At 68.3% G+C, this 12,019-nt stretch carries 14 protein-coding genes; 6 read left to right on the top strand and 8 right to left on the bottom strand.

The window, feature by feature from the left end:
- Positions 1-12: 12 nt before the first annotated feature.
- Positions 13-798: a hypothetical protein gene (locus C8K36_RS22815; RefSeq protein ID WP_107987306.1), complete on the top strand. Its 786-nt coding sequence runs from the start codon at positions 13-15 to the stop codon at positions 796-798.
- 3 nt (positions 799-801) lie between these two features.
- Here C8K36_RS22815 and C8K36_RS22810 read toward each other — a convergent pair whose 3' ends face one another.
- The 4 genes from C8K36_RS22810 to C8K36_RS22800 all read right to left on the bottom strand — a co-directional run bounded on the left by C8K36_RS22810 (position 802) and on the right by C8K36_RS22800 (position 4,654).
- Positions 802-1,365: a type 1 glutamine amidotransferase domain-containing protein gene (locus C8K36_RS22810; RefSeq protein ID WP_107987304.1), complete on the bottom strand. Its 564-nt coding sequence runs from the start codon at positions 1,363-1,365 to the stop codon at positions 802-804.
- Positions 1,362-2,003: a DUF2231 domain-containing protein gene (locus tag C8K36_RS22805; protein ID WP_107987302.1), complete on the bottom strand. Its 642-nt coding sequence runs from the start codon at positions 2,001-2,003 to the stop codon at positions 1,362-1,364. Before C8K36_RS22805 ends, C8K36_RS22810 begins: the two co-directional genes overlap by 4 nt.
- 95 nt (positions 2,004-2,098) lie before the next feature.
- Positions 2,099-2,254 carry a DUF6131 family protein gene (locus C8K36_RS24940; RefSeq protein WP_181319691.1) on the bottom strand — a complete coding sequence of 52 codons (156 nt, stop codon included), beginning with the start codon at positions 2,252-2,254 and terminating at the stop codon, positions 2,099-2,101.
- 96 nt (positions 2,255-2,350) lie between these two features.
- Complete coding sequence (locus tag C8K36_RS22800) at positions 2,351-4,654, bottom strand: transglycosylase domain-containing protein (protein ID WP_107987346.1); 2,304 nt, start codon at positions 4,652-4,654, stop codon at positions 2,351-2,353.
- Positions 4,655-4,980: 326 nt separating this feature from the next.
- Here C8K36_RS22800 and C8K36_RS22795 point away from each other — a divergent pair, with 326 nt between their 5' ends.
- Positions 4,981-5,304: a WhiB family transcriptional regulator gene (locus tag C8K36_RS22795; RefSeq protein ID WP_064066863.1), complete on the top strand. Its 324-nt coding sequence runs from the start codon at positions 4,981-4,983 to the stop codon at positions 5,302-5,304.
- Between the two features lie 121 nt (positions 5,305-5,425).
- Here C8K36_RS22795 and C8K36_RS22790 read toward each other — a convergent pair whose 3' ends face one another.
- On the bottom strand, positions 5,426-6,565 hold the full coding sequence (locus C8K36_RS22790; protein ID WP_107987300.1) for an ArsA family ATPase: 1,140 nt from the start codon (positions 6,563-6,565) through the stop codon (positions 5,426-5,428).
- Complete coding sequence (locus tag C8K36_RS22785; RefSeq protein WP_258195562.1) at positions 6,562-7,602, bottom strand: ArsA-related P-loop ATPase; 1,041 nt, start codon at positions 7,600-7,602, stop codon at positions 6,562-6,564. Before C8K36_RS22785 ends, C8K36_RS22790 begins: the two co-directional genes overlap by 4 nt.
- Before the next feature lie 55 nt (positions 7,603-7,657).
- Here C8K36_RS22785 and C8K36_RS22780 point away from each other — a divergent pair, with 55 nt between their 5' ends.
- Together C8K36_RS22780 and C8K36_RS22775 are read left to right on the top strand one after the other, a co-directional pair.
- Entirely contained in the window at positions 7,658-7,822 is a 165-nt protein-coding gene (locus C8K36_RS22780; RefSeq protein ID WP_107987298.1) for a DUF4177 domain-containing protein, read from the top strand.
- A 5-nt stretch (positions 7,823-7,827) separates the two neighbouring features.
- Positions 7,828-8,298, top strand: a complete 471-nt coding sequence (locus C8K36_RS22775; protein WP_107987296.1) for a RidA family protein — start codon at positions 7,828-7,830, stop codon at positions 8,296-8,298.
- A gap of 47 nt (positions 8,299-8,345) precedes the next feature.
- Here the strand turns inward: C8K36_RS22775 and C8K36_RS22770 are convergent, their stop codons facing one another.
- Positions 8,346-8,990: a TetR family transcriptional regulator gene (locus C8K36_RS22770; protein ID WP_107987294.1), complete on the bottom strand. Its 645-nt coding sequence runs from the start codon at positions 8,988-8,990 to the stop codon at positions 8,346-8,348.
- On the opposite strand from C8K36_RS22770, the gene C8K36_RS22765 reads away from it, so the two are divergent.
- The gene (locus C8K36_RS22765; RefSeq protein ID WP_420910930.1) at positions 8,966-9,886 is read left to right on the top strand and encodes an SDR family NAD(P)-dependent oxidoreductase; all 921 of its coding nucleotides are present in this window, start codon (positions 8,966-8,968) and stop codon (positions 9,884-9,886) included. The two genes, C8K36_RS22770 and C8K36_RS22765, sit on opposite strands and share 25 nt — an antisense overlap.
- Positions 9,887-10,012: 126 nt before the next feature.
- On the top strand, positions 10,013-10,798 hold the full coding sequence (locus tag C8K36_RS22760; protein WP_107987289.1) for an MBL fold metallo-hydrolase: 786 nt from the start codon (positions 10,013-10,015) through the stop codon (positions 10,796-10,798).
- Between the two features lie 4 nt (positions 10,799-10,802).
- On the opposite strand, the gene C8K36_RS22755 is transcribed toward C8K36_RS22760, so the two are convergent.
- A complete protein-coding gene (locus C8K36_RS22755) occupies positions 10,803-11,603 on the bottom strand; it encodes an SDR family NAD(P)-dependent oxidoreductase (protein WP_181319690.1) in 801 nt (266 codons plus the stop codon).
- Positions 11,604-12,019: the final 416 nt, after the last annotated feature.

Genomic DNA, 12,019 nt, shown 5'->3' with positions numbered 1-12,019 from the left:
GAGGAGATCGGCATGGGGTGGAGCGGTTCTGGGACGGTACGGGTTCTGATGGCTGCTGCGGCGGCGGCCGCGGCCGTCGTGGTGGCGGCACCGGCGACTGCGACTGCGGCCGTTGTTCCGGGTGAGTTGGTCCAGATCGACTGGCTCGCCACCAACGCAGGCACCAAGGGCATCTCCGAGTTCGCGTTTCCCGTCACGATCGACGAGATCGGTGTGACCGGACCCGGGCAGACGCTCTCTGTGGGGCAGCATTTCAATTTCCAGAACTGGCAGGGCGGCTACATCGGGCTCGAGGTCCAGCGACCCGCGGCCGATGCTCCGCTCATCGCCCGCACGGTCTTCAGCTACTACGGTCCCGATGTCCAGCAGGCCGGGTGCGGCCCCATCTTCCCCGGACCCGGTGGGACGACCTGTCGCAGCGACTTCTTCGACTTCGCCCTCGGCAAGACCTACACGCTGCGAGTGGAACAGATGGGGTCCAACTACTGGCAGGCGTATGTCGGAGACGGTTCCGTGCAGCGGTGGCTCAGTGGGGTGCAGATCTGGAACGAACTGCGCCGCATGATGCCGTTCGGCTATCAGTCCGTCGGCTTCCACGGGGCATCGGGTTCGTGCGCCGAGGTTCCGCATGCCCGGGTGCGTCTCGGGACCCCGACGGCGTATTCGACGCCGATCGACTACACCGGTACACCGGTTCTCGTGGCGCCGCGCAGGCCGAACCTCACGTGCTTCGGCGGCATCGTCAACGACGCCGCGGCGATCGGCGGCGGTGTTCAGGTGACCGTCGGGCGCGGATAGGTCTCACACCCGCGTCGAGGCCGACGAGAAGACGTCCACGATCGCCTCGCAGAACGCCGGCAGATCGTGGGGGTTGCGGCTCGAGACGAGCACGCCGTCGATGACCACCTCCCGGTCGACGACATTGCCACCGGCGTTGCGAATGTCGGTTCGGACGCTCGGATACGACGTCAGCGTCCTGCCCCGAACCACGTCCGCCTCGACGAGCATCCACGGTCCGTGGCAGATGACGCCGACGGGCTTGCCCGACCGGACGAAGTCGCGCACGAACGACACCGCTCCGTCGTCTTGGCGCAGCTGGTCCGGATTGGTGGTGCCGCCGGGCAGGATCAGCGCGTCGAAGTCGTCGACGGACGCGCCGCCGACGGTGAGGTCGACGTCGTATCGTCCGGCTTCGTGTACATCGCCGTTCATGGCCTGAATCTGGCCGTCGGACAATGAGATCAGACGCACGTCGGCGCCGGCCTCCACGGCCGCCGCGCGGGGCTGAACGAGTTCGACTTCCTCGACGCCGTCGGTCGCGAGGATTGCGATGGTGCGGCCGGTGAGTGCTCGGTCGTCGGTCACGGGTGTTCCTTTCGGTGTAGCCCGGTGTGGGCGAGATGGCCGTTCGAGGGCGCCGGTTCGGCTCGGGTATCGATCTCGGCGAGGACGGGATCGAACGCGGGACCGTCGTTGGCGGGCGTCATCGCGAGGCCCGCGCCCTGTCCGAAGACGAGATGCCCGCCCAGCGCACCGCCCGCTCCGACCGCACCGAGCGCGGTGAGAGACAGTGCCGTCGCCAGGGCGTCCGATGCGGCCGGATCTCGCCGACGCCGACGGAACGAGGCGAGCATCAACACGATTCCCGCCGCATTGGCACCGGCGTGCAGCAGGCCGACGCGGCGCTGACGTACGTCGCGCTCGCTCCAATCGGCCCATCCGGTCGCGAGCGTCGGCGGAACGGCGATCAGTCCCACGCCGATCAGGCGACGTGCCGTCCGGTGATCGCGGAGGACGACATCGAAGAGCAGTGAACTGGTCCACGCGCCGATCGGTATCGCGACCAGGCTGGGGTGGACGGGATGGCCGAGCCAGTCGCCGCGAAGCCGATCGCCGATCACGGTGCGGCCCAACCCCGCTTGTATTCGGTGCTGCAGGGCGGCGCTGACGCCGTCGAGGAACGCTGCGGACTCGGCGCGGTTGTACAGATGTCGAAGGTTCATCCGGTTCGACTACCCGAGAACGCGGCGCGATAAACAACGTCGGTCACGGCGGCGACTGCCGTCGCCGCCGCTGGGGAGAGGAGCGGGCAGGTCGATCAGTACCAGTAGCGTCGACCGCCGACGGCGCGGCCGGTCGCGCCCAGAATCGCCAGGATCACGCCGATCACCAACAGGATGATCCCGATCGTCCACAGGATCGAGATGCCTGTCAGGAAGCCGATCAGCAGCAATATCAAACCGAGAACGATCATGACGGACCTCGATCCGGTCGAGGAGACCCGACGGGTCCCCGCGCATCAGGATTACCCCGTGCGCGGGGACCTCAAACCGCCTGGTGTGTCCGCGGATCAGCCGCCGGGCGTCGACGTGCGCGGCGCTGCGGAACCGGGCGCCGCCGCCAGGACCGACCCGTCACTGACGTAGATCGTGACCGCCGATCCCGGCACCGCCAGGCCCGACGGTGCGCTGCCCGTGACGTTGCCCTTCGGCGCGTCCGACTTGGTCGATACCGGGTTCACCGTGAAACCGGCCGCCTTCAGTGCTGCGGTCGCCGCGTCCTGGGTCTGCCCGACAACGTCGGGTACCTGGGCGTTCTGCGAACCCCTGACGTACCTGTCGTCGACGGCCGGCAACGTCGTCGGACCGAAATTGCCCACCACCGGCATCAGTGCGTCGAACCAGGTGCGGGCGGGTTCGGTGCCGCCGTACAGGTTGCCGTCGCCGCACGGGCGCAGCGGCCCGGAGCAGATCTCGCCCGGGGTGGGGGAGTCGCCGTACACCAGGACGCTGGCCGCCAAGTTGTTGGTGAATCCGAGGAAGCCGGACGACATGTGGGACTCGGTGGTTCCCGTCTTGCCCGACATCGGGAGCTTCCAGCCTGCCGCGCTGGCCGCGCCGAACGAGGTGCCGCCGGGGGCGTCGTCCTTGCTCAGCGCCACTGACAGTGTGTCCGCGAGACCGGGATCGACCACCTGCTCACAGGCCTGCTGCGTCAGCGACACCTGCTTGCCCTCGCGGTCGGTGATGGAGTCGATCGGGGTGGGCGGGCACCATTTGCCGTGCGAGGCCAGCGTGGCCGCGACGTTCGCGAGTTCGAGCGGGTTGACCCACGTGGGGCCCAGTGTGAACGAGCCGAGGTTCTGCGACTTCTGCATCTCGGCCATGCTCTGGTCGCCGAAACCGGACGACCCGCTGGCGGTGTAGGAGCGCAGGCCCAGTCGGACGGCCATGTCGACGGTCGGGGTGACGCCGGTGGACTCGATGAGCTTGACGAACGCGGTGTTGGGTGACTGCGCGAGCGCATCGGTCACCGGCATCTTCGCCGGATAGTTGGGGCTGGCGTTCTCGACGCAGTACGTGGCCGCGGGGCATCCGCGGGCGCCACCGTTGCCCATGCCGCGCGCCTCGAAGCGTCGGGGCACGTCGAGCACCGCGCTGGTGCCGAGACCCTTCTCCATCGCGGCGGCCGTCGTGAAGACCTTGAAGATCGAGCCGGCGCCGTGACCGACGAGCGTGTACGGCTGTGGCTGGACGGTCTCCTCCTTGGAGGTGTCCAGGCCGTAGGTGCGGCTGGAGCCCATCGCGAGCACGCGGTGCTGGTCCTGGCCCGGCTGGACGACGTTCATGACGTTCGCGATGCCGTCGAGCTTCGGGTCGGCGTTCTTGACCAGGGCCGTCTTCACCGAGTCCTGTACGACGGGGTCGAGTGTCGTCTTGATCGTGTAGCCGCCCTTGTTGATCTGCTCGCGGCTGACGCCCGACGCGGCCAGGTACTGCAGCGCGTAGTCGCAGAAGAAGCCGCGGTCACCGGCCGCGATACATCCGCGGGGCAGGGAATTCGGCTGCGGCAGCACGCCGAGCGGGGCCGTCTTGGCGGCCCGGATCTCGGTGGCCCGGTCCGGGATGTTCGCGATCATCGTGTCGAGCACGGTGTCGCGCCGCTCGGTCACGCCGTCGGGGTTGGTGTACGGGTTGAGGGCCGAACTGGACTGCACCATGCCGGCGAGCATCGCGGCCTGCGTCAGGTTCAGGTCCTTCGCGTCGACCCCGAAGTACGTCTGCGCGGCGTCCTGCACACCGAACGATCCGTTGCCGAACGGGACCAGGTTCAGGTAGCGGGTGAGGATCTCGTCCTTGGACAGCTTCTTGTCGAGCGTGAGCGCCATCCGGATCTCGCGGATCTTGCGGGCCGGGGTGGTCTCGATCGCGGCCCGGCGTTCGGCATCGTTCCGCGCGACCACCAGCAGCTGATAGTTCTTCACGTACTGCTGGTCGATCGTCGACGCGCCCTGCTGGACCTCGCCGCTGGTGGTGTTGGTCATCGCCGCGCGCAGCGTGCCCTGCCAGTCGACGCCGTGATGGTCCGCGAAGCGCTTGTCCTCGATCGAGACGATCGCGAGTTTCATCTCGTTGGAGATCTGGTCGCTGGGGACTTCGAAACGTCTCTGCTCGTACAGCCACGCGATGGGGTTGCCGGCGACGTCGGTCATCGTCGAGACCGCGGGGACCGTGCCCTCCACGAGCTCGGCGGAGACGTTGTCGACGGCGTCCGCGGCACGGTTGGAGGCGAAACCGAATCCTCCTGCCAGCGGAAACATCGCTCCCGCGAGCAGAACACCGGCGAGTGCGGAACATCCCGCGAGCTTGGCGATCGTTTTGGCTCTCGACACGATGTACAGAGTACGTCGAACGGACCGTGTGCCCTGGTGGACGACTCGAACAGGCCGGTCGGTCGCGGGTGAACTCGGTATGAACTTTGCCGTAGAGCCGGGCAATTGTCGCGAAGTATGCACGCTCGTACCAGAAAGTGCCGACCTGATCTTGCGCTTCGCGCTCTCTTTACCTAGATTGACTCAAGTCAGTGTGATACAGCTAACACTGGATTAGGAATGTGGTGCAGTCCTCACGTGCTAATTGCGAGGAATGCTCGAGCATTTCGGGCGCCGTGGGGAACGGCGTTCGGACGAAGGGGAACCGAATGCACATGACCAGTCCCGCGACCCGGCTCGATTACGAGCAGGCGGAAGCGCGCATTCAGTGGGTCGCGCAGGCACGATGCCGAGAAGTGGATCCCGATCAGCTGTTCGTACGCGGCGCCGCGCAGCGCAAGGCCGCCACCATCTGCCGTCACTGCCCGGTTCTCATGCAGTGCGGTGCCGACGCTCTCGACAATCGCGTCGAGTTCGGGGTCTGGGGAGGCATGACCGAACGTCAGCGTCGGGCGCTGCTCAAGCAGCACCCGGAGGTGGAGTCCTGGGCGGAGTTCTTCGAAGCGCAGCGTCACCACCAGTCCGCGGTCTGACCGCGAACATCGAGTCGGCCCTCGTCGGGGAGTAGGACCGACTGCAACAACACGAACATTCGACGGGCACAGCGGCGCGCTCGGTGCCGCTGCGCGACCGGTCGGGTCGAGCGCCGCCGCGTCAGCCCTGCCGGGTGAGTTGGTCGCCGACGGCGCGCAGCGCCTCGAGATCCGACACCTCGAATGGCAGCGACGGGACACCGATGATGGGCACCGTCGGATGCGACGCGGTGAACCGGCCGAGCAGCCGCACCTCTCGCTTCGCCATCACCGCGCGATCCCCGTGTACCCGCAGGATCGCCGACGTCAGCGCTGCCCCCGGATCGTCGGGGGCCTTCTCGTCCAGCAGGTCCGCCCCGGTGAGAGCGTGATCGGCGGGCAGCGAACACAGGGTGGGATGCGTCCGGTTCAGCACGAGCCCCGCGAGCGGCATGTGGTCGCCCGACAACCGGTCGACGAAGAACGCGGCCTCGCGCAGTGCGTCGGGTTCGGCGGCCGCGATCACCACGAACTGCGTGCCCTCCTGGCGCAGCAGTTCGTACGTGCGGCCCGCGCGCTCCCGGAAGCCCCCGAACATCGAGTCCAGCGACTGCACGAATGCGGACGCGTCGGACAGCATCTGGCTGCCCACAACGGTGGACACCCCCTTCAGTGCCAGCCCCATTGCTCCGGTCACGAGACGTCCGATGCCGCGGCCCGGCGCGGTGAGCAGCCGGATCATCCGACCGTCGAGGAACGCGCCCAGGCGCTGCGGCGCATCGAGGAAGTCGAGGGCGTTGCGCGACGGCGGGGTGTCCACGATCACCAGGTCCCACCGGTCGTCGGCCGCAAGCTGGCCGAGCTTCTCCATCGCCATGTACTCCTGCGTGCCGGAGAACGACGTGGCGACGGTTTGGTAGAAGGGGTTGGCGAGAATCTGCTGGGCCTTGTCCGGCGCGGAGTGCTCGAGCACCATCTCGTCGAACGTGCGCCGCATGTTCAGCATCATCGCGTGCAGTTCCCCGGTCGAACCGGGTGCGAGCTGCACCAGTTGGGGTTCGTTGTCGAGGTCCTGCACGCCGAGGGCCTGCGCGAGTCGGCGGGCCGGATCGATCGTCAGCACCGCGACGCGTCGGCCCCGCTCGGCGGCCCGCAGCGCCATCGATGCCGCCGTGGTCGTCTTACCGACACCGCCCGCGCCGCAGCACACGACGATCCGAGTCTTCGGGTCGTCGAGGATGCCGGACAGGTCGAGGGCGGCGGCTTTGCGCGGCGGGTTCATCGCACGCCCTGCTCGGTGAGCCGCTCGGCCAGCTCGTAGAGCCCCCCGAGGTCGACGCCGTCCACCAGCGCGGGCAGATGCATGCGGGCCACCTTCACCTCGTCGAGTTGGGTTGCGCTCTCGTCCTGCGCGGCCAGCGTGGCCGCGTGCTCGATGGTCTCCGTCAGCAGGCCGGCGAAGTCGTCGTCGGAGAGTTCGATGCCGGCCTTCGCGAGCCCGGCCCGGACCGCGTCGGCGTCGATCAGGCCCTCCGCGGCATCGGCTTGCGCGTCCTGCGGCAGGAAGCGGCTGTCGTTGCGGTTGACGATGACCGTCCCGAGATGGAGGTCGGCGGACTGGAGTTCGGCCACCGCGTCGGCGGTCTCCTGCACGGGCAGCGCCTCGAGCAGGGTCACCAGATGCACGACGGTCTGCTCCGAGTGCAGCAGACGCACCACGCCCTGGCTCTGAGAGTGGATGGGCCCACCCTTCGCCAGTTCCGACATAGCGCGGGTGACGTCGAGGAACTTGCCGATCCGGCCGGTCGGGGGAGCGTCGACGACGACGGCGTCGTACACGTTCCGGCCGGACTTGTCGGTGCGGACCACGCACTCCTTGATCTTGCCGGTGAGCAGCACGTCGCGCAGGCCCGGCGCGAGGGTGGTCGCGAACTCGACGGCGCCGATCTTCTTCATCGCGCGGCCCGCGAAACCGAGGTTGTAGAACATGTCGAGGTACTCGAGGAACGCCGTCTCGAGGTCCACCGCGAGCGCGAACACCTCGCCGCCGCCCTCGGCGGTCGCGATCTTGGTCTCCTGCGGCGGCAGCGGGGGCACGTCGAACAGCTGCGCGATGCCCTGCCGTCCCTCGACCTCGACCAGTAGGACGCGTCGGCCCCCGGCGGCCAGCGCGAGCGCCAGGGCTGCGGCCACGGTGGACTTCCCCGTCCCGCCCTTGCCGGAGACGAAGTGCAGTCGCGCCGCGTCGGCGACGGGCGGCCAAGCCTGCTCGTTGCCGTCGGGCCGCCCCTGCGCGGCTGTGTCTGTCGGTGCTGCCACGGGCACGAGCCTATAAGTCGTTGGGCGGAAATGTGTGGGGGATAGGCTCAGCGGCATGAGCGAATTGACTACCTGGGAGTATGCGACCGTGCCGCTGCTGACGCACGCGACGAAGGCGATCCTCGATCAGTGGGGTGCCGACGGCTGGGAACTGGTCACGGTGTTGCCCGGTCCGACCGGTGAGCAGCACGTCGCGTACCTCAAGCGTCCGAAGGGCTGAGGCGCGTGACGGACACTGCACAGTCCTGGACTGCGCGCCTGGCCGAGCTCGGCATCGAACTGCCCCCGGTCGCCGCCCCGGTCGCGGCCTACGTGCCGGCCGTGCGTACCGGTGACCACGTGTACACCTCCGGTCAGTTGCCGTTCGTGGACGGCAAGCTGCCGCTCACCGGCAAGCTCGGCGCGGATGTGTCCGACGCCGACGCGAAGGCCGCCGCCCGCACGTGCGCGCTGAACGCGCTCGCCGCGGTGGACGCGCTCGTCGGACTCGATTCGATCGTGCGGATCGTCAAGGTCGTCGGCTTCGTGGCCTCGGCCGAGGGGTACACGGGTCAGCCCGGTGTGATCAACGGAGCGTCGGAGTTCCTCGGTGAGGTCTTCGGCGACGCCGGCATCCACGCCCGTTCGGCCGTCGGTGTGGCGGAACTGCCGCTCGGCTCGCCCGTCGAGGTGGAGATCATCGCCGAGGTGCGCTGACCGCGCCCGGCACCTGCTGAGCCGCATTCCCGAGAAGGGGATGCGGCTCAGTTGTTTTCGGCGGTGAGGGCGGGGTGGTCGAGGAGCGTGCGCATGCACCGTTCCGCCAGTCCCGCGGGACCGCCCGGACCGGTCGTGGGGGCGTCCGTCTCCGCCCACGTCTCGACCGCGATCCGCATTGCGGCATTCACGGACGCGGCCGTGAGCCGGACGATCAGGGGATCGGCGTCCGGGCCCATCAGTGCGGCGAGCGCGCCGACCAGTCCCTCCTCCGAATCGTGTTGTACCCGAAGCCACACCGCGTGCAACCCGGGCTCGTCGTGCACCGTCCGCAGCAGCCCGCGCGTCCACTCGAGCATTTCGTCAGCGACGTCGTCGGTCGGCGTGAGTGCGCGCTCGGTCGCGCGTTCGATCGCCCCACGCACCGACATCTCGACGTCGGCGTCCTCGGTGAGATACGCGATCCATCCGGTGACGCCGCCCGCGAGCAGGGGCGCGACGGCCTCCTCCTTGGTGCGGAAGTAGCGGTAGAACGTGCGCAGTCCGATGCCGGCCGCGGCCGCGATCTCCTCGGCGGTCACCGCGGAGGCGCCACGGGTCGAAAACAGTTCGGCCGCGCGGCGCGAGATCTCCAGTTGTGTCGCCGCCTTGCGTCGCTCGGTCAGCGATGTCACGGGCTGCAGGCCGGGCATGTCGGGTCCTCCGCTCGTCTCCGATCGCAGACTACCGGTTCTTTTCGGAAGAAATGCGTGACACAACGTGCCATATCGGCTTACTGTGCCAGTGGGTTGCACCACACCACTGTAAGCGAATGGGAGAGAACATGAAGCGATTCGAAGGCCGTCGCGTACTGGTCACCGGCGCGGGATCCGGCATCGGCCAGGCCGTCGTCGCCCGCATCCTCGACGAGGGCGGCACCGTCGCAGGAGTCGATGTCGTCGAAACCGGACTGGCCGTCACGCGTGAGCGCGCCGAGCAGGCGGGCGTCGCCGACCGACTGCGCACCGTCACCGCCGACATCTCCAGCGAGGACTCCGTCCGGGAGAACATCGGCGGCGCGATCGCCGACCTCGGCGGACTCGACGCCCTGGTCAATGCCGCCGGCATCCTGCGCGCGTCGCACACGCACGAGACCGAACTGGACTTCTGGAACAAGGTCATCGGCACCAACCTCACCGGCACGTTCCTCGTGACCCGGCAGGCGCTGCCCGCGCTGCTCGAGACCGGCAAGGGCGTCGTCGTCAACTTCAGTTCCACGTCGGCGCAGTTCGCGCACCCCTACATGGCGGCGTACGCGGCGTCGAAGGGCGGCATCCAGTCGTTCACACACGCCATCGCGCTCGAGTACGCCAAGCAGGGCCTGCGAGCCGTCGCTGTCGCACCGGGCAGCATCGCATCCGGCATGACCAGCAACCCGGGTTTCCCGGAGGGCGTGGACGCGAGCCTGATCGGCAAGCTGTACCCGTGGATCGGCGAGGGCTTCGCGGGCCCCGAGACCGTCGCCGGCGTCGTCGCGATGCTCGCGTCCGACGACGGTGCGTTCGTCACCGGCACCGAGATCCGGATCGACGGCGGCACGCACATGTGAGTGCGCTTGCGCCGCACCAGGTGTCGGGTCGTGCGCCCGGCAGTGGATCGGGGCCGTACAGTGATGTCGGTTTCGTGTGCCCGGTTTCTCCGGGTCCGCTGTCGGTCCGTCACGAAAGGCGCGCCCATGACGCTCCAGCACCCCGCGTACGCACAGTTGCGCCAGGTCACGCCCATCGCGGCGGTCATGCTCGAGAACAACCCCAGCATGTACTCGCTCGACGGCACCAACACCTGGATCCTGCGCGCCCCGGGTAGCGACGAGTGCATCGTGGTCGATCCGGGCGACGACGATCCCGAGCACCTGGCGCGCGTCGCCGGCGTCGGGACCGTCGTGCTGACCCTCATCTCGCACCGCCATCACGACCACACCGGCGGCATCGACCGGTTCCACGAACTGACCGGTGCCCCGGTGCGGGCCGTGCGCGAGGAGTTCCGCCGCGGCGGCGGTGGCGGACTGGCGCACGACGAAGTGATCGAAGCGGCCGGGCTCACGGTGCGGGTGCTGTGGACGCCGGGGCACACCGACGACTCGGTGTCGTTCGTCATCGAGGACGAGGGATCGGTCCTCACCGCCGACACCATCCTCGGGCGCGGCACCACCGTCCTCGACGCGTCCGACGGCAACCTTCGCGACTACCTGGGCTCGCTGGATCTGCTCATCGAACTCGGCCCGGGCCGCACCGTCCTTCCCGGGCACGGCCCGGAACTGCCCGACCTGGAGAAGGTGGCCCGCTACTACCGGGCGCACCGCGAGGAGCGGCTCGCGCAGGTCCGCGGCGCTCTCGCCCTCCTCGGCGCCGACGCCGACGTGCGAGCGGTGGTCGAGCACGTCTACACCGACGTCGACAAGACGCTCTGGCCCGCGGCCGAGCAGTCGGTGCGCGTGCAGTTGGAGTACCTGCTCGGCTGACGGCCTACCGCGCGTAGGCGTTGAAGCCGCCGTCGGCATAGAGGATCGTCCCCGTCACGAACGACGCCGCGTCGCTAGCGAGGAAAAGGGCGGGGGCGGCGATTTCCTCGGGTTTCCCGAAGCGGCGCAACGGTGTCCGCCCGACGATCTCGTTCCGGGAAGAGTCGTCCTCGCGCGTCGCAGCCGTCATGGGTGTCTCGGTGAAGCCGGGGCCCACCGCATTGACGCGGATACCGTGCTTCGCGAACTCGATCGACAGGGTCTTCGTGAGCATCCAGGCTCCGGCCTTCGAGACCGAGTAGGCCGACGCGTTTCCGCTGGCCCACGCCGCCGAGATGGACGCGATGTTGACGATCGAACCACCGCTGCCGGCGGCGATCATGTGCCGGGCGACGGCGCGATTGCAGTACATCAGGCCGTCGAGGTTGACGTCGAGAACACGTCGCCACACGTCGGAGGACCAGTCGAGGCCGGCCGCGGAACCGTCGTGGTCGGTGGGATCACCCGGCGCGGCGGCCGCACTGATTCCGGCGGCGGCAATCAGGCCGTCGACGCCGCCGAAAACCTGTGCGGTGTAGTCGGCCATCTCCTCGCAGCGACGCGCATCGGTGACATCTACGGCGAACGACTCGGCCCGCCCACCCTGGGCCCGGATCGACTCCGCCGTCTCCCCGGCGGCATCGGGGTTGCGATCGGCGACCAGCACCGCCGCCCCGGCACGCGCCGCCTCGATTGCGCAGGCGCGTCCGATCCCGCTCGCGCCGCCCGTCACGACGAACCTCTTGCCGTCCAAACAATTGTTCATTCTGCGCGCCCTCTCGTCGGATCCAGGTAAAGCGAACAGGTCCGCGAAGTCTGCGGGCTCTCCCACTGAGAGGGAGCCGATCCATGGCAATCGATCAACGGCCCTTACGGGACCGACCGAGGAAGGCGCAGGGCTGGTGGCGGATGGTCGGTCAGGCAGAACTGGCCATCTTCGCATGGTTCGATCGGTGCCGCGACCCGACATATGGGTGGTCACCATCACAGAAAGTCTGTAGTGGCGACTGTAGACAATCATGTTTGGCTGTTGTAATCTTCCATTCGTAAACGAGAGACGGGTCCAAAAAGCGTGGTAGAGGACGAACTGCCCGCATGAAGGCACGACTGGTTAGTAGTAGGGCGGGACGCGTCGAGAAGGTGTGTTGATGTGTTTCGGAAGGACTCGATGCGTCCCGCCGT

The organism is Rhodococcus sp. OK519, from assembly GCF_003051005.1.
Classification (GTDB): domain Bacteria; phylum Actinomycetota; class Actinomycetes; order Mycobacteriales; family Mycobacteriaceae; genus Prescottella.
The sequence above is the reverse complement of the archived record's forward strand: the minus strand, read 5'-3'. Positions and strand labels throughout refer to the sequence as shown.